At 64.7% G+C, this 17,159-nt stretch carries 14 protein-coding genes; 5 read left to right on the top strand and 9 right to left on the bottom strand.

Going from position 1 to position 17,159, the window contains the following annotated elements; genetic code table 11:
- Positions 1 to 49 precede the first annotated feature (49 nt).
- The 6 genes from RN01_RS30350 to RN01_RS30325 form a co-directional block, all read right to left on the bottom strand.
- Positions 50 to 274, bottom strand: a complete 225-nt coding sequence (locus RN01_RS30350; protein ID WP_017515077.1) for a TonB-dependent receptor — start codon at positions 272 to 274, stop codon at positions 50 to 52.
- A 288-nt stretch (positions 275 to 562) separates the two neighbouring features.
- Positions 563 to 3,772: an efflux RND transporter permease subunit gene (locus RN01_RS30345; RefSeq protein ID WP_024569238.1), complete on the bottom strand. Its 3,210-nt coding sequence runs from the start codon at positions 3,770 to 3,772 to the stop codon at positions 563 to 565.
- 4 nt (positions 3,773 to 3,776) lie between these two features.
- A complete protein-coding gene (locus RN01_RS30340) occupies positions 3,777 to 5,000 on the bottom strand; it encodes an efflux RND transporter periplasmic adaptor subunit (RefSeq protein ID WP_017514480.1) in 1,224 nt (407 codons plus the stop codon).
- Positions 5,001 to 5,265: 265 nt separating this feature from the next.
- Positions 5,266 to 5,922: an MOSC domain-containing protein gene (locus RN01_RS30335; protein ID WP_024569237.1), complete on the bottom strand. Its 657-nt coding sequence runs from the start codon at positions 5,920 to 5,922 to the stop codon at positions 5,266 to 5,268.
- Positions 5,923 to 6,142: 220 nt separating this feature from the next.
- Positions 6,143 to 6,511: a hypothetical protein gene (locus tag RN01_RS30330; protein WP_011517993.1), complete on the bottom strand. Its 369-nt coding sequence runs from the start codon at positions 6,509 to 6,511 to the stop codon at positions 6,143 to 6,145.
- Positions 6,512 to 6,678: 167 nt separating this feature from the next.
- Complete coding sequence (locus RN01_RS30325; RefSeq protein ID WP_024569236.1) at positions 6,679 to 7,692, bottom strand: D-2-hydroxyacid dehydrogenase family protein; 1,014 nt, start codon at positions 7,690 to 7,692, stop codon at positions 6,679 to 6,681.
- A gap of 525 nt (positions 7,693 to 8,217) precedes the next feature.
- On the opposite strand from RN01_RS30325, the gene RN01_RS30320 reads away from it, so the two are divergent.
- Positions 8,218 to 10,074, top strand: coding sequence for a phosphoenolpyruvate carboxykinase (GTP) (locus RN01_RS30320; RefSeq protein ID WP_017511111.1), 1,857 nt, complete (start codon positions 8,218 to 8,220; stop codon positions 10,072 to 10,074).
- Between the two features lie 88 nt (positions 10,075 to 10,162).
- Here the strand turns inward: RN01_RS30320 and RN01_RS30315 are convergent, their stop codons facing one another.
- Both RN01_RS30315 and RN01_RS30310 read right to left on the bottom strand, forming a co-directional pair.
- Complete coding sequence (locus tag RN01_RS30315) at positions 10,163 to 10,849, bottom strand: response regulator transcription factor (protein WP_017511110.1); 687 nt, start codon at positions 10,847 to 10,849, stop codon at positions 10,163 to 10,165.
- Entirely contained in the window at positions 10,846 to 12,234 is a 1,389-nt protein-coding gene (locus tag RN01_RS30310; RefSeq protein WP_017511109.1) for a cache domain-containing protein, read from the bottom strand. Before RN01_RS30310 ends, RN01_RS30315 begins: the two co-directional genes overlap by 4 nt.
- A gap of 387 nt (positions 12,235 to 12,621) precedes the next feature.
- On the opposite strand from RN01_RS30310, the gene RN01_RS30305 reads away from it, so the two are divergent.
- The 3 genes from RN01_RS30305 (at position 12,622) to RN01_RS30295 (ending at position 15,598) form a co-directional block, all read left to right on the top strand.
- On the top strand, positions 12,622 to 14,697 hold the full coding sequence (locus tag RN01_RS30305; RefSeq protein WP_017511108.1) for a carbon starvation CstA family protein: 2,076 nt from the start codon (positions 12,622 to 12,624) through the stop codon (positions 14,695 to 14,697).
- A 16-nt stretch (positions 14,698 to 14,713) separates the two neighbouring features.
- A complete protein-coding gene (locus RN01_RS30300; RefSeq protein ID WP_017511107.1) occupies positions 14,714 to 14,908 on the top strand; it encodes a YbdD/YjiX family protein in 195 nt (64 codons plus the stop codon).
- A gap of 246 nt (positions 14,909 to 15,154) precedes the next feature.
- Complete coding sequence (locus RN01_RS30295; RefSeq protein ID WP_008642753.1) at positions 15,155 to 15,598, top strand: membrane protein; 444 nt, start codon at positions 15,155 to 15,157, stop codon at positions 15,596 to 15,598.
- Between the two features lie 130 nt (positions 15,599 to 15,728).
- On the opposite strand, the gene RN01_RS30290 is transcribed toward RN01_RS30295, so the two are convergent.
- Positions 15,729 to 15,977 carry a hypothetical protein gene (locus tag RN01_RS30290; protein WP_017511106.1) on the bottom strand — a complete coding sequence of 83 codons (249 nt, stop codon included), beginning with the start codon at positions 15,975 to 15,977 and terminating at the stop codon, positions 15,729 to 15,731.
- Positions 15,978 to 16,169: 192 nt separating this feature from the next.
- Between RN01_RS30290 and RN01_RS30285 the strand changes: the two genes are divergently transcribed.
- Positions 16,170 to 17,102 carry a LysR family transcriptional regulator gene (locus tag RN01_RS30285; protein ID WP_017511105.1) on the top strand — a complete coding sequence of 311 codons (933 nt, stop codon included), beginning with the start codon at positions 16,170 to 16,172 and terminating at the stop codon, positions 17,100 to 17,102.
- Positions 17,103 to 17,159: the final 57 nt, after the last annotated feature.

The raw sequence follows: 17,159 nt of genomic DNA, 5'->3' as shown, positions 1-17,159 counted from the left end.
GACGCGCAGCGGCGTTCTTATCGTCGATTGTGGGGACCCCTCCGCCGCGTCAGAATGACAACTTCACACTCGCCGCGAAGGTTCTGCCTGGTTGCGTGTAGAAAGCGAGTCCCGGTTCCAAGGCGGAAACGCCCGTCTGGCGCACGTCGCCCCAGAGCCAGTAGGTCTTGTCGAAGAGGTTGTTCACAGCCAGCGCAAATGTGGCGCGCTTGCCAAGCCTCCACCAGGCCTGCAGATCGACCACACCATAGCCACCCGGCTTGAAGTACGTCACGCGTCGGGAGGCGATGACTGGCTGGCGTGAGCGGGCGGGCCTTATGTTTTTGATTCTTGGCCACACCCATACAGGTGAAGATTATTCGCGTTTACAAAAGGCATGACAAGCCTCGGTGGCGAGGACTGTCGGCATGTTGAGGCTGGGGGAAGGGAACGCGCGCGAATTGCGGCTGAATCGGGGAAGGTGCGCCGGTCCCGTTACGATCTGGGAACCGGCGCGTAAGAGCAAACACACTGCGGCACAACTACAGCACGGCTATTGCACAGCTCGCGGCGAGATTGGCGATCAGTGCGCCACCGTTGCCGGCTGCTGCTCGTCCAGCGGATTGCCTTCCGAATCGATCTGCAACGGGCCGGTGCCAGAGTAGCGATCGAGCGCGAGGTAGATCACCGGCGTGATGAACAGTGTGATCACCTGCGAGAACAGCAAACCACCCACCACGGCCAAACCGAGCGGCTGGCGCAGTTCCGCGCCCGCGCCCAGGCCCAATGCCAGCGGCAGGGCGCCCATCACGGCCGCGAATGTGGTCATCATGATCGGGCGGAAGCGCAGCAGGCACGCCTGCCGGATCGCCTTCGCGGGCGCCATGCCCTGTTCGCGCTGCGCGGCCAGCGCGAAGTCGATCATCATGATCGCGTTCTTCTTGACGATGCCGATCAGCATCAGCACGCCGATTGTCGCGATCAGCGACAGCTCCACGTTGAACAGGAACAGCGTCAACAACGCGCCGACAGCCGCGGAGGGCAGGCCGGCCAGAATCGTCAGCGGGTGGATGTAGCTCTCGTAGAGCACACCCAGCAGCGTGTAGATCACCGCGATCGCGGCCACCAGCAGCACCACCTGCGTGGCCTGCGACGACTGGAACACCGCCGCATCGCCACCCCAGCTCGTGAATATCGATGTCGGCATCGCGATCTCCTCGCGATAGCGGTCGATCAGCTTCGACGCATCGCCAAGCGCGGCGCCCGGCGCGAGGTTGAACGACACCGTGACCGATGGCAACTGGCCCTGGTGGTTCACCGCGATCGGTCCCACGCGGCGCTCGGTCGTGGCGAACGCCGACACCGGCACCATCTGGCCCGTCCGGCTGCGCACGTAAAGCTTGGAGAACGCCGTCTCATCCGCGCGATCGATATCGGCCGCGGTCAGGATCACGTAGTAGTTGTCGATCGGCGTGTAGATCGTCGACACCTGACGCTCGCCAAACGCGGTGTACAGCGCCGTGCGCACATCCTGCATCTGCACGCCGAGCGCATTGGCCTTGTCGCGGTCGATCGTCAGTTGCGCCTCGAGACCCGACTGCTGCGAATCGCTGGTCACGTCACGGAAGATCGGCTCGGTGCGCATCTTGGCCATGAGCTTGTCGCTGAACTCCTGCAACTGCCCCGGCTTCACGCTCTGCAGCGTGTACTGGTAGCGGCTCTTGCTCTGACGCCCGCCGAGGCGCAGGTTCTGCACCGGCGAGAAGTAGACCGCCAGCCCGGGCACCCCGGCAACATCCTTGCGCAGCGACTCCACCACCTGCGGCATCTTCGGGCGCTCGCCGAGCGGCTTCAGTTCGACGAACATCCGGCCCGTGTTGATGGCGGGCGACGGGCCACCGCCGATCGACGCCACCACGCTCTTCACGGCCGGATTTGCGCGGATACGTTCGGCGGCATCGCGCAGGCGATCGGACATCGCGTCAAACGAGATGTCCTGCGGGCCTTCCGCGTTGACCTGGATCTGGCCGATGTCCTCCTCGGGGAAGAAGCCCTTCGGGATCTTCACGAACAGCACAGCGGTCAGCACGAACGTCAGGCCGGCTGCGGCGAGCACCACGCGGCGGTGCGCCAGGCACCAGTCCAGTCCGCTCGCGTACTTGCGGAGCGTCCATTCGAACAGGTCCTCGAACCACTGCGTGGAACGCATCCCGATCGTTTGCTTCTGCTCCACGCGATGCACAGGCGCGCCCGCGGCGTGATCGCCCGCCGCTTCCCCATACATGTGCTGCGATTCATCCACCGGCACGTTCTCAGCCGACAGGAAACGCGCGCACAGCATCGGGATCAGCGTCAGCGACACCAGCGCCGACACGAGAATCGACAGCGACACCACCGCGGCGAATTCGTGGAACAGCAGGCCGATCACGCCCGGCATGAAGAAGATCGGGATGAACACGGCCACCAGCGAGATCGAAATCGACAGGATGGTGAAGCCCATTTCGCGCGAGCCCACCAGCGCTGCCTTGAGCGGCGGCACGCCTTCCTCGATATGACGCACGATGTTCTCGAGCATCACGATCGCGTCGTCCACCACCAGGCCCACGGCCAGCGTGATGGCCAGCAGCGACACGTTATCCAGGCTGTAGCCAAACGCCTTCATCAGCGCCACGGTGCCGATCAGCGAGATCGGTAGCGATACCGTGGGAATCAGCGTCGCGGCGGCGCGGCGCAGGAACAGGAAGATCACCATCACCACCAGCGCGACGGTCAGCGCCAGCGTGAACTGCACATCGTGGATCGATTCCCGGATCGACATCGACCGGTCGTTCACCACGTTCACGTTGACGGAGCCCGGCATCTGCGCCAGCAGGCGCGGCAGGGCGCTCCGGATCGCATCGACCACGGCCACCGTGTTGGCATCTGGCTGGCGCTGCACAGCCAGCACAATCGAGCGTTCGTTGTTGAGCCAGCTGCCGGTCTTGATCGTCTCGACGCTGTCTTCCACTTCCGCCACGTCCGACAGCCGCACCACGGCGCCGCTCGGCTGGCTGGCCACAATGATGTTGCGGAACGCGTCCGCGCTGGTCATCTGGCGGTTGGCCTGGATCGTCAGCGTCTGGCGCGCGCCGTCGAGCGTGCCGACCGGCGTGTTCGCATTGGCGCGATTGAGCGCGGTGGCTAGCTCATCAAGCGTCAGGCCACGCGCGGCCAGCGCGTCGGGGTGGGCGCGCACGCGCACCGAGAAGCGCTTCTGGCCAAAAATCTGCACCTGCGCGACGCCGGGCAGGGTGGCCAGCGTCGGCGAGATCAGGTTATCGCCAAACGCGTTCAGCTCCCCGAGGCTCATCGACGGCGAATTGATCGCCAGCAGGATCACCGGCGCATCGGCCGGGTTCACCTTGCGATACGACGGCGGCAGCGTCATCTCGATCGGCAGCGACCGCTGCGCGCGGAACAGCGCGGCCTGCACGTCCACGGCGGCGGCATCGATATCACGATCGTTGTTGAACTCGATCGTGATGCTCGAATTGCCGAGCGTGTTCGACGAGCTGATGACCGAGACGCCCGGAATCGTGGCGAACTGCTTCTCAAGCTGCGTGGCGACGGATGCCGCCATCGTCTCCGGGCTCGCCCCCGGCAGCGTGGCCGTGACCTGGATCACGGGCGAATTGAAGCTGGGCAGCGCCGCAATCGGAATCGTCGGATACAGCACGATACCGGTCACGATGACGGCCAGGCACAGCAGCACCGTCATGACGGGCCGGCGGATACAAAGCTCGGAGAGCGTCATGGCATCAATGCTTGGTGGCGGCGGCCGGGGCCGAAGCGCCGCGAGCGGCGGCTTCCCGCACCAGACTTCCCGGGCGCAGATTCTGCGCGCCCTCGGTCACCACGCGCGCGCCGGGTTGCACGCCTTCGATCACGGCGGCAGCGGCCGTGGTGGCGATGACCTGCACCGGCACGCGCGCCACCTTGTTGTCGGCCTGCACGGTGTAGACGAAACGGCCCTCGGGGCCGGCCACGATGGCCTGCGGCGGCACGGACAGCGCATCCTTCAGCACCTGCACCGTGGCGTTGACGTTGGCGTAGGTGCCCGGCCAGAGGCGGTGCTCCTCGTTGCCAAACATCGCCTTGACGCGGATGCTGCCGTACTGCGGATCGACGGTGTTGTCGACGAATGTGATCTTGCCGGTCACGGGCTGCTTGCTGCCGTCGTTAGGCAGCGCCGTCACCGATACCGGTCCGCTGCGCAGTGCCTCGCGCAGGGCGGCTAGCTGCCGTTCGGGCAGCGTGAACATGACCGTGATCGGTGCGATCTGCGCCACGATGACCATCGGCGTCGCAGTCGTCGGCGTGACCAGCGAGCCCGGGAAGACGTTGATGACGCCGGTCCGGCCGCCGATCGTCGCGCGAATCGTGCCGTAGCTGATGGCCACGCGGCTCGCTTCGATGGCCGCCTGGTCGGCGCGAATCGTCGCTTCGAAACCGTCGACCTTGGCCTGTGCCGTATCCACGGCACTGCGCGAGATGAAGTTGCGCTGCAGCAACTCCTGGCTACGTGTCAGCGTGCGGCGTGCGTCGGACAGATCGGCCTGGTCGCGCATGAGCTGGGCGCGCGCCTTGTCCAGATTGGCCTCGTCCATGCGGGTATCGAGCGAGAACAGCAGGTCGCCCGGCTTGACGCTCTGGCCTTCCTTGATATGGACCGCACGAACGGTGCTCGACACCTGCGGGCGCACCTCCACGGTCTGCATCGCCACCACATTGCCGTTGGCGTTCACTTCCAGCGGCACATCGCCCTGCTGGACGATAGCCGTGGCAACCGTGGTCACGGCCGGGCCCTTGGTGGCCGGCTTCGGCGCAAACCAGTGCTTCCAGCCAAACCAGCCGGCGACAACAATCACAAGCACGGCCACGACGGCCGGCCAGCGCGAAGTGCGGCCGCGCCCCGTACCGGCGGCCGCGCTCCAGTTGCCATCGACAAAGCCCTTCGGCTGGTCGATTCCATCTGTTTTCATTATGAGGACCCTCAAATACTGCACGGCGCGCGACTCCCCCTTGGCGCCGGCTTCATTGGGGCCGGCTTTATCCGCGCAAACCGCTACTAGTACCGCGCCTTGGCCGCTTCCGGCTAGTGCGTTGTATTACAACCCATTACAGCTCCGCTGGGGATGGATGTCTGGCCGACAGGGAAGGGATGGCCGAACCGCTTGTATGAGTTCTAAAACATTAGCAGAAAAGCCAGTGGCGGCCACCCCGGACTAACGCGGGATTGGCAACAATCTAGCGAGAGATTTGCCGACCGTTCCGGTGCAGCAGGGTATTCAGCGGCACATCACGCGGGCCGGGAATCAGGATCACGGCATCGCCGGCGCGCAGCACGCCAGGCTGGATGACACCCAGGTACACGCCGGAAAAACTGCTTTCCAGCATGTCGCGCGCGGCGTGGGCGTACCCCATCGCCGCATTGAACTTGTAGCAGGGCCGCCGTGGCGCATTCACCACAAGTTCGACGTCGCCAATAAGCAGGCGGTCGTCCACCCACAACGCGGACTCCAGCAAGCCCTGGGTCGTCAGGTTCTCGCCCATCGCGCCGAAAGCCAGCGGACGCTCGGATTCCTCGACCCCGGCATCGCGCCGGCGCGTGTTCCACCAGGTGTAGTGCTCGATCGGATAGGCATAGACGGCCCGCTCGGGTCCGCCGTGGACGCTGCGGTCCACCTGCTCGTCGCCGGCCAGCCCCAGGCGGTGCACGCCCACGGCAATCGGATGATGCAATGTACTGAGCGGGTGTTTGCGGATGGCCGACATCACCACCGCCTCCGTGCCTGCGCCTGCCACCACGAGCGGCAGGGCGGTGCCGACATTGACGGCCAGCACACGGCCAATGCTCATGCCACCGGCGCCGGCGGGGTTCGGACGCGGATCGGTTTCGGCCACGGTACGCTCTCCTTGCGTGTGCGGGGCTGCGCGCGCGTCATGCTGCCGCGCGTCGGCTTTGCACCGAGTGTACCGACTTGGGCGCTCGTTTGAGCAAGGGAATGTGGGGAAACAGACGCACGTTCCAGGCGTCTGGCGGGGCGGGGCGTCTGCCGGTCAGGCGTCCCGCCCGGACGTCGCGCCATGCCTCATGGCGCGGGTCCGGGAAGCGCTCGAACGCTCAGTTCCAGATGGGATTTTCCTTCTGCATCTGCTCGGCGGTCTTCGAATGCCAGTAGGCACCGATCTGACGCTCGGTGACGTAGCCCTTCTTCTTCACATCGATTTGAGAGAAGCGCTTGTAGACCTCCGGCATGCCGGCCTTGGCCTCGTCGCGGGTCAGCTTGCCGTCATGGTTGGTGTCCGCGGCCTTGAACTTCTCGGAAATCATGGCCTTGGCCTGGGAGGTTGGCGGCATCGGAGGAACCTCGGCGGACCCCGTCGCCGGTTGCGCTGCGGGCTGCTGTGTCTGCTGAGCGTTCGCCCCGAAAGCAGCGAGCGCCAGTGTTACGGCTACGGCCAAACCAACTACAGGTGTACGGACAGTCATTTTTCCCTCTCCTCCTGAAATTTACGGTTCAGCATTGCCTGCTCTGGCAATGTCAGGACCGCCCGCCGAAAGCAGGCGACCAAGAGGAATAATAGTCACGCGCGCCCTGCGCTCCAAACATCATTTCACGACGTCAGAATGTGACTTGACTGAAGCCAGCGCTCGAGTCAGCGTGCAAGCGTGGGGGTGAGTGCCTTGGGATTGGCGATGCTGTCGTGCTTGCCAGCCAGCACATCAAGGATGTTCTGGAACGCCGCGCGGAAGTAGAGTTCGTAGCTTTCGCGCTCCACATAGCCCAGGTGCGGCGTGCAGATGCAGTTCTCCATGCGCAGCAGGGCATGACCCTGCAGGATCGGCTCGGACTCGAACACGTCGATGGCCGCCATGCCCGGACGTCCGCGATTCAGCGCGGCGACCAGCGCGTTTTCCTCGATCAGCTCGGCGCGGCTGGTGTTCACAAACAACGATGTGGGCTTCATGCGCTGCAGATCGGCCAGCTTGACGATGCCGCGCGTCTCGTCGTTCAGGCGCAGGTGCAGCGACAGCACGTCGGATTCGGCAAACAGCTGTTCGACCGATTCCGCCACGTTAAGGCCAGCCTCCCGGGCGCCCTGCTGCGAAGCCTCGCGGCCCCAGACCAGCACGTTCATGCCAAAGGCGCGGCCGTAGCCCGCCAGCAGGCGGCCGATCTTGCCATAGCCCCAGATGCCGAGCGTCTGTCCGCGCAGGACCTGCCCCACGCCGAAGTTCGGCGGCATCGTGGTCGATTTCAGGCCCGACTGCTGCCAGGCGCCGTGCTTGAGGCTGGCAACGTACTGGGGAATGCGGCGCTGGGCCGCCATGATCAGCGCCCAGGTCAGCTCGGCGGGCGCCACGGGAGAACCGACGCCTTCCAGCACGACGACGCCGCGCTCGGTACAGGCCTCGATGTCGACATGGTTCCCCGCCCGGCCGGTCTGGCTGATGATCCTGAGCTTGGGCAGCTTCTCGAGTAGCTGACGCGTCACACGGGTGCGCTCGCGAATCAGCACCAATGCCTCGACATCCGAGAGGCGCGCTGCCAATTGGCCCACGCCCTTCACGGTGTTGTTGAAGACCTTGACGTCATGGCCTTCGAGCAGCGCAAAGCAGGGCAGCTTGCGCACGGCGTCCTGGTAATCGTCGAGAACTGCAATCTTCATTGGTGACTCTTTGACCTCGGGCTCGGTGCGCACGGCCACAGAATCAGTGCGCAACCGACAGTATTGTTGGATTTCCTGACACAACATTGAAAGCAGACATCATCGTCCCCAACCGTGTCCGCGACGACCTGCGGCGGTGGCGAAAAGGCATCTCGGCTGGGGTAACAATGTTGCGCAGCAAAAAACAGGTGATCCGTGCAATGGTATCCTTGCCCGCTCCCGCGACGCGCACAGTGCGGTTGAGCTACGCTCCCACACCCCGTTCGTCGCCGGACAATGCCCGCCCGGCCCCTGTCGCCCGCCAAAAGCAGGCGAAGCGCAACTGTATCGCAGCAACAGGGCCCCTCGCGACCATTTGAAAGAATTTGGTCGCCGCCGAGTTGTAACGGGATGTCACGGTCAGAAGGCAAGTGCGCCATGCCGAACAAGGCAGGCAGCCGGCCCGGCCCCGACTTTCCCGGCCCGCTCATCCGCGAACCGCCGCTCGGACATTGCACGATTTCTTTTTCGCTTTGGAGTCGCAGTATGAACCACCCCACAATGCAAGGCACTCCGGCACTGAACGTGCCGGCTTGGGTCAAGAACCAGAAACTGGTCGCCTGGGTTGCCGACATCGCCGCATTGACCAAGCCCGACCAGGTCTACTGGTGCGATGGCTCGCAGGAAGAATATGACCGCCTGTGCGAGCAGATGGTCGCCGCCGGCACGATGCGCCGCCTGAACCCGGCCAAGCGCAAGAACTCGTTCCTGGCCCTGTCGGATCCCTCCGATGTGGCGCGTGTCGAAGACCGCACTTTCATCTGCTCGCAGAAGCAGGAAGACGCCGGCCCGACCAACAACTGGACCGCACCGGCCGAAATGCGCCAGACGCTGAACGGCCTGTTCGACGGCTGCATGCGTGGCCGCACCCTGTACGTGGTGCCGTTCTCGATGGGCCCGCTGGGTTCGCCGATCGCCCACATCGGCGTCGAGCTGTCCGATTCGCCGTACGTCGCCGTGAACATGCGCATCATGACCCGCATGGGCCGCGCCGTGTACGACGTGCTGGGTGCCGACGGCGAGTTCGTGCCGTGCGTGCATACCGTGGGCAAGCCCCTGGCCGCCGGCGAGAAGGACGTGGCATGGCCGTGCAACCCGACCAAGTACATCGTGCACTTCCCCGAGACGCGCGAAATCTGGTCGTTCGGTTCGGGCTACGGCGGCAATGCGCTGCTGGGCAAGAAGTGCTTCGCACTGCGGATCGCCTCGACGATGGGCCGCGACGAAGGCTGGCTGGCCGAGCACATGCTGATCCTCGGCGTGACCTCGCCGGAAGGCAAGAAGTACCACGTGGCCGCCGCGTTCCCGTCGGCCTGCGGCAAGACCAACTTCGCCATGCTGATCCCGCCCAAGGGCTTCGAGGGCTGGAAGGTCACGACGATCGGTGACGACATCGCCTGGATCAAGCCGGGCAACGACGGCCGCCTGTACGCCATCAACCCGGAAGCCGGCTACTTCGGCGTGGCCCCGGGCACGAGCGAGAAGACCAACTTCAACGCGATGGCGACGCTCAAGGAAAACGTCATCTTCACCAACGTGGCGCTGACCGACGACGGCGACGTGTGGTGGGAAGGCATGACTAAGGAAGCCCCGGGGCACCTGATCGACTGGCAGGGCAAGGACTGGACGCCCGAGATCGCCAAGTCGACCGGCGCCAAGGCTGCCCACCCGAACGCCCGCTTCACGGCGCCGGCCTCGCAATGCCCGTCGATCGACGACAACTGGGACAACCCGGCTGGCGTGGCCATCGATGCATTCATCTTCGGCGGCCGCCGCAGCTCCACCGTGCCGCTGGTGACCGAAGCCCGCAACTGGACCGAAGGCGTCTACATGGCCGCCACGATGGGTTCGGAAACCACCGCCGCCGCTGCCGGCCAGCAAGGCGTGGTCCGCCGCGATCCGTTCGCGATGCTGCCGTTCTGCGGCTACAACATGAGCGACTACTTCGGCCACTGGCTGGCGTTGGGCAAGAAGCTCGAAGCCGCCGGCGCCAAGCTGCCGCGCATCTACTGCGTGAACTGGTTCCGCAAGGACGCCGACGGCAACTTCGTGTGGCCGGGCTTTGGCGAGAACATGCGCGTGCTGTCGTGGATGATCGACCGCGTGGAAGGCCGTGGCGAAGGCGCCGAGCACGTGTTTGGCACGTCGCCGCGCTACACGGACCTGAACTGGGACGGCCTGGCCTTCACGGCCGAGCAATTCACCCAGGTCACGTCGATCGACCGTGACGCATGGCAGAAGGAACTGGCGCTGCACGACGAACTGTTCACGCAGCTCAAGCACAACCTGCCGCAAGCGCTGGCGGAAACCAAGGACGCACTGGCCAAGCGCCTGTCGGCCTGAGTCTTCCCGCGTTAAGGAAAAACGCCGAACGGCTTGCCGCCGTTCGGCGTTTTTTTGTTTGGGCTATCGTTTTCTCGTGAACGGCCCCTCAACCACCCTCGACATCCAGCCCAAGCTGCTGCACCGCATACTTCACCAGTTCCGCCCGGCCCTCGATGCCAAGCTTGCGTTTCAGGTTGAGGCGGTGGGTTTCAACCGTGCGCACCGATACGCCGAGTTGAACCGCGATGTCCTTGTTGGCCTGTCCGCGTCCGATGCCGTGGAGGATGTCGCGTTCGCGCGGTGTCAGCGCGTCGAGCGGACTCACAGCCTGCTCCGCCATGCCGCGCGCGATACGGGCGCTGTAGAACACACGTCCCGCCAGCACCGCATGGATCGCGGCCAGTAACTCATCGGCTGGTGCGTCCTTGAGCACGTAGCCGCGCGCGCCCGCGCGGATCGCCTGGCGCACGTATTCCAGGTTGTCGTGCATCGACACGATCAGCACGGCCAGTTCCGGGTAGCGATCGTGCAGGGCGCCCGCCAGGGCAATACCGCCCATGCCGCGCATGCCGATGTCGGTGATCACGAGGTCCGGCATGCGTCCGGTTTCGGCTGCCGCCAGCCACGCCAGCGCGGCCTCGCCATCGTCGGCTTCCCCGACCACTTCCAGCCCCGGTTGCAGCGTCAGGTGCATACGCATGCCGTCACGCACCAGTGCGTGATCGTCGATCAGCAATACGCGTGCTGCGGAGGAGGTGGTGACCGCCGGATCGGCGTCGTGGGGTGCGGTCATGACTGCGAAGTCTCGGGGGAAAAGGGCTGCGGAGCGGTGGGCAGCGAAGCGGTGAGCAGCGTGCCGGTGGAAGCGGAGAGGATTTCGAAACTTCCGCCCAGCGCGGCTACCCGCTCGCGCAGGTTGCGCAGGCCGATGCCGCGGCTCGGATCGACCTGCATGCGGGCCACGTCAAAACCCGTGCCGTTGTCCCGCACCGTCAGGCGCGTGGCACGGTCGGCAAAGTCGAGTGTCACGTCGACGCGCGTGGCATGGGCGTGGCGCTCGACATTGGTCAGCGCCTCCTGCGCAATCCGGAACAGCGCGGTCGCCGGCTCGTCGGCCAGCAGACGCGGCTTGCCGGTCTGCGTCACGTTGATCATCAGCGAGCTGCCGGCCTGCATCTCGCGCGCCAGATGCTGAAGCGCGGCGTACAGGCCAAGATCGTCGAGCAAGGCAGGGCGCAGGTTGCGCGCCACGCGGCGCACTTCGTTGAAGACGGAATCGAGCCGGTTCAGCGCCATGCCGAGGATCGGCGCCACCGAAGCCCCCTCGGTCGGGGCCAGGCGGATGCGGTTCGTTGCAGCTTCGAGCACCAGTTTGACCGACACCAGCAACTGGCTGATGCCGTCATGGAGCTCACGGGACAATCGCGCGCGTTCCTCTTCCTGCGACTGCACCACACGCTGGGCAAGCTGCCGTAGCTTGGCGTCGGCCTCACGGTGTTCGCTGACGTTGAGCGCCAGGCCGCTGGCGGCCACCAGCAGGATACTGATGGCGGCGATCACGCCGATCCAGGCCATGGTTTCGCGGATGTCGGTCTCGGCGCGCGCGTCGAGCTGGCGCAGCGTCTGCTCTACGTCGTCAAGATAAATGCCGGTGCCGAGCATCCAGTTCCAGGCCGGCACGGCGACCACATAGCCCAGCTTGGGCGCCACCTGCTGCGAGGACGGCTTTTTCCACAGATAACGCACCGAGCCACCGCCCGCCTTGGCGGCAGCCACCAGCTTCTGGATTGTCAGCGCTCCTTCGGGGTCGCGCATCAGCCAGAGGTCCTGGCCCACAAGTTCGGGCTGGCGCGGGTGCATCAGGTTGCGCCCCTGCAGGTCATATAGGAAGAAATAGCCGTCCCGGCCGTAATCGAGCCGGGCCAGCGCGTCCATGGCGGCCTGCCGGGTGGCCTCGTCCGTGCGGCCGGATTTGACCATCGGCGCGATCGCGCTTTGTGCCAGCTCTACGTAGTGGCGCAGCTCGGTTTCCTTGCTTTGCAGGTAGGCGGCCTCCACCAGCATGCGCTCGTGCCGGACCAGCGCAGTGGCCTGGAAACGGACGGCCAGCGCGATGCCGAGCATGGCAACGGCCAGCGGCGCCACGGCAAGCAAAAGTATCTTTTGGCGGAGTTTCATCTGAACCGGGGGTAAACACCGATGCCGGGAAGACCGCATGAAACCGTCGATCTACGCACTACTACGCAGGTGCCTTGCGTAGTTCCGCGCTTGTGGCGGCCTGGGCGGGTGTCAATACTACACGCCGGATTGATCCGGGGGCCCCGCCCTTGGCGCGATCTGACACAATTGGTGTGCCTCGATCCACGGCGAATCTCGGTGATCTCGCTGTCGAGCGCACTGACCACCTGCACGACAAGATCCGGTTCAGACGAGAACAGACCGGGCGCCGCGGACATCCAGGAGGCAATCTTCCAAGCGATCGTCGGCGGCCGCCATCCGGCACGCCCCCGCTGCCCGCCTCCCGTCGCCGCAGGCCTTTTCAGCCGGTCTGAGGAGACCCTTCAAATGAATCGCATCGGACAACACCTGTTGTGGCTGGCCGTCGCCGTGCTCGGCGCCTTCGCCTTTGCCACTGTCGCGCTGTCGCGTGGCGAGGCCGTCAGTGCCCTGTGGATCGTGGTTGCCGCGCTCTGCATCTACCTGATCGCCTACCGCTACTACAGCCGCTTCATCGCCGACAAGGTGATGCAGCTCGACCCCAATCGCATGACGCCCGCCTGGCGCCACAACGATGGCCTGGACTACGTGCCGACCAACAAGGCGGTGCTGTTCGGCCACCATTTCGCCGCCATCGCCGGCGCCGGGCCGCTGGTGGGCCCCGTGCTGGCCGCGCAAATGGGCTATATGCCGGGCATGTTGTGGATTCTGGCCGGCGTGGTATTCGCCGGTGCGGTGCAGGATTTCATGATCCTGTTCATCTCCACGCGCCGCGACGGCCGTTCGCTGGGCGACCTGGTCAAGTCCGAAATGGGCACCGTGCCGGGCATGATCGCCCTGTTCGGCTGCTTCATGATCATGATCATCATCCTGGCGGTGCTGGCGCTGATCGTGGTGAAGGCACTGGCCGGCTCGCCGTGGGGCACGTTCACCGTGGCGGTGACGATTCCCATCGCGCTGTTCATGGGCATCTACACGCGCTACATCCGTCCGGGCCGCATCGGCGAAGTGTCGGTAATCGGCTTCGTGCTGCTGATGCTCGCCATCATCGGCGGCCAGTACGTACATGAAAGCGCCGTGCTGGCGCCGCTGTTCACGTACGACGGCAAGGCCCTGACATGGATGCTGATCATCTACGGCTTTATCGCCGCCGTGCTGCCGGTGTGGCTGCTGCTGGCCCCGCGTGACTACCTGTCGACCTTCCTGAAGATCGGCACGATCATCGCGCTGGCCATCGGCATCCTGATCGTCGCGCCGGAACTGAAGATGCCGGCGTTCACGCAGTTCGCGCAAGGTGGCGGCCCGGTGTGGTCGGGCAACCTGTTCCCGTTCCTCTTCATCACGATCGCCTGCGGCGCCGTATCGGGCTTCCACGCGCTGATCTCGTCGGGCACCACGCCGAAGCTGCTGGAAAATGAATCGCACGCGCGCTTCATTGGCTACGGCGCGATGCTGGCCGAGTCGTTCGTCGCCATCATGGCGCTGGTGGCCGCCTCGGTGATCGAGCCGGGCGTGTACTTCGCGATGAACAGCCCGGCGGCCGTGATCGGCAACACGCCGGAAGCCGTGGCGCACGTGGTCTCCACCTGGGGCTTCGTGATCACGCCGGACGTGCTGATCCAGACCGCCAAGGACGTGGGCGAGAACACAATCATCTCGCGCGCCGGTGGCGCTCCGACGCTGGCCGTCGGCATCGCCCACATCCTGCATCAGGTGGTGGGTGGCCAGGCCATGATGGCCTTCTGGTACCACTTCGCGATCCTGTTCGAGGCGCTGTTCATCCTGACCGCCGTGGACGCGGGCACCCGTGCCGGCCGCTTCATGCTGCAGGATCTGCTGGGCAGCTTCGTGCCGTCCCTGCAGCGTACCGACTCGCTGCCGGCCAACCTGATCGCCACCGCGCTGACCGTGGCGGCCTGGGGCTACTTCCTGTACCAGGGCGTGGTCGATCCGCTGGGCGGCATCAACACGCTGTGGCCGCTGTTCGGTATCTCCAACCAGATGCTGGCCGCCGTGGCGCTGGTGCTGAGCACCTGTGTGCTGGTCAAGATGAAGCGCGGGCAGTACGCCTGGGTGACGCTGTTGCCGACCTGCTGGCTGCTGATCTGCACGCTGACCGCCGGCTGGCAGAAGCTGTTCGACGCCGATCCGAAGGTCAGCTTCCTGACCCACGCATCGAAGTTCAGCGCCGCGATCGCCGAAGGCAAGGTACTGGCTCCGGCCAAGACGATGGAGCAGATGCAGCGCATCGTCTTCAACGACTACCTGGATGCCGGCCTGTGCGCGCTGTTCATGTTCGTGGTGCTGTCGATCGTGTTCTATGGGTTCAAGACCGCGATGTCGGCCCGCGCCATCTCGAAGCGCACGGACCGCGAAACGCCGTTCGAGCCGATGCCGGCCCAGGCTTCGGCAGGGTCGCAATGATCACCTGGAGGCCATCATGCTGGAACAGCTCGGAACCATGGGACGTTATCTGGGCCAGTCGCTGCGGCTGATGGTCGGCCTGCCCGACTATCAGACCTACGTGGCCCATATGGAAAGCACCCACCCCGACCGCAAGCCGATGACGTACGAGGAATTCTTCCGCGAGCGTCAGGAGGCACGCTACGGTGGCGGACAGGGAAAGTGCTGCTGACCAGACTCGCATGACGCCTCTGGCGCAGGCAAGACAAGGCGACCCACCTGGGTCGCCTTTTTTATTGGTGGCCATTGGTGGCCATATGCGACGCAAATGCCATATGGCGTTGCGCCAGCACATCGACTGCTAACGCCTTGATACCGTTTCTGCAGAGGGTTACAGGGCCTCACAACTCGTTACAGCAACGGGGGGACTCCTTCTCTACACTCTCGAACCAGATACCCGCCATATAAAGGAAAAACGATGTCTCGTCCTCTTCGCAACCTGACCCTGGCCCTTGCCCTTTCGGCAGCTGCGCTGCCGGTGTTCGCAGGGGGAGATCTGAACAACGCACTGGGCGGTGGCCTGGGCGGCGTCGCTGGCGCCGCGGTGGGCGGCGCGCTGGGTGGTAGCACCGGCGCCGTGATCGGTGGCGCCGTGGGCGGTGGTGCCGGTGGCGCCATCACTTCGAACCGTCGCGAACGCACCGGCGCCATCATTGGTGGCGCACTGGGCGGCGGTGCAGGTACCGCGGCCGGCAACGCCATGGGCGGCCGTACCGGCGGCCTGGTTGGCGCTGGCCTGGGTGGCGCTGCAGGCGCGGCGCTGGGTGGCAACGTGTCGCGCAGCAACTCGTACGACGATGATCGTCGATACAACCGTGGGTACAAGCGCAGCAAGCACCGTCACCACCACCACGACGACTGAGTCACAAAGGAATAGACTACGGGCCCTGAACGGGCCCGTTTTCTTTGGTTCGGCCGGTCTCCGGCCAAAGCCCAAACAAAAAGCCCGTACCGGTGAAGGTACGGGCTTTTTGCGGAATGCCTGGCTGGGATCAGAGCTTGGCGCCGTCCGAGTAGACGTCGAAGCTCTTGGCGCCATCGGTGTAGGTGTCAAACTTGCCGCTCTTGGCGCCGTCGGTGTAGGTGTCAAACTTGCCGGCCTTGGCACCGTCGGTGTAGGTGTCGAACTTGCCGGCCTTGGCACCGTCCGTGTAGGTATCGAACTTGCCGGCCTTGGCGAAGGCGGGAGCTGCCGACAGGGCAACGGTCAGGGCAGCGATCAGGGCGAATTGGCGCTTCATGATGGAATCCTCTTTCACATTCAAGGATGCCGGTGGTCCCAGGACCGGTGCTGCAATGCGGCATCAGATGGTGCGATATTAGGCATTTCCCTGATATGAATAAATAGCGCCGTCCACAATGATTGGTTGTGCTTTCAACAATAAATCACCAGGATCGTGTAAAAATTCACCGGTGAACAGGGAGACTATGTCATGGATCGGCTTCAATCGATGCGCGTCTTCGCCAAAGTCGTCGAACTAGGCAGTTTTGCCCGTGCGGCGCAGCAATTGGAAATGTCCAATGCGGTCGTGACGCGCTACGTCGCCGATCTGGAAAGCCATCTCGGCACCCGGTTGCTGAACCGGACCACCCGAAGCCTCTCCCTGACCGACGCCGGCGAGACATATCTGCAGCGCTGTTCGCAGATATTGGAAGACGTTGAGGAAGCCGAGTCGATCGTTGCCGCGCGCAGCCAGTCTCTATCCGGCACGCTACGGCTCGTCACCCCGGTCATGTTCGGCCTGCATCTGCTGCCGCATATCCTGGAACGCTTCCAGCAGCTGTATCCCGAGGTCGTCTTCGACGTGCAGCTTTCGGACCGAATGATCGACATCGTCGAGGAAGGGCGGGACGTAGGCGTGATGCTGTCCGATCTCGGGCTCGGCTCGCACCTCGTGGCGCGCCCGCTGATCTCCGCCGAAGTCATTCTTTGCGCCTCGCCGGGCTATCTGCGCGAACACCCGCCGCTGCGCAACGCGCATGACCTGTCCAACCACCGCGCCATCGCGATGCGGCTGCCCAACGCCGAGCACGAATGGACACTGTCCGGCCCAGAGGGCGAGGTGACCGTGCCGATTCGCCCGGGCCTGCTGTGCAGCAATGCCGAACTGGCGCACCAGGCGGCGTTGACCAATATGGGCATCGCGATGCTGTCGTCATACCTGGCACGACCGAACATCGAGGCAGGGCGGCTGACGCATATCCTGCCCCAGTACCAGTTGCCGCGCCGCGACGTGAGCGTGGTCTATCCAAGCCGCAAGTTCCTGCCGACCAAGGTCAGGGCCTTCATCGACTTCCTGCTGGAGGAAAGCCAGCAGCGGGCGGTGGACACGGAGAACAAGCCGCAGATGACCGCGGCAAAATGAAAACGGCGGGGCTCACGCCCCGCCGTTTTACCTTCCCGTGATGCCAGAAGGGGAGTG

The sequence above is a fragment of the Cupriavidus sp. SHE genome (genome assembly GCF_000812445.1).
Lineage (GTDB): Bacteria > Pseudomonadota > Gammaproteobacteria > Burkholderiales > Burkholderiaceae > Cupriavidus > Cupriavidus metallidurans.
Note: the sequence above shows the minus strand (reverse complement) of the source record. Positions and strands in the feature narration are given on the sequence as shown.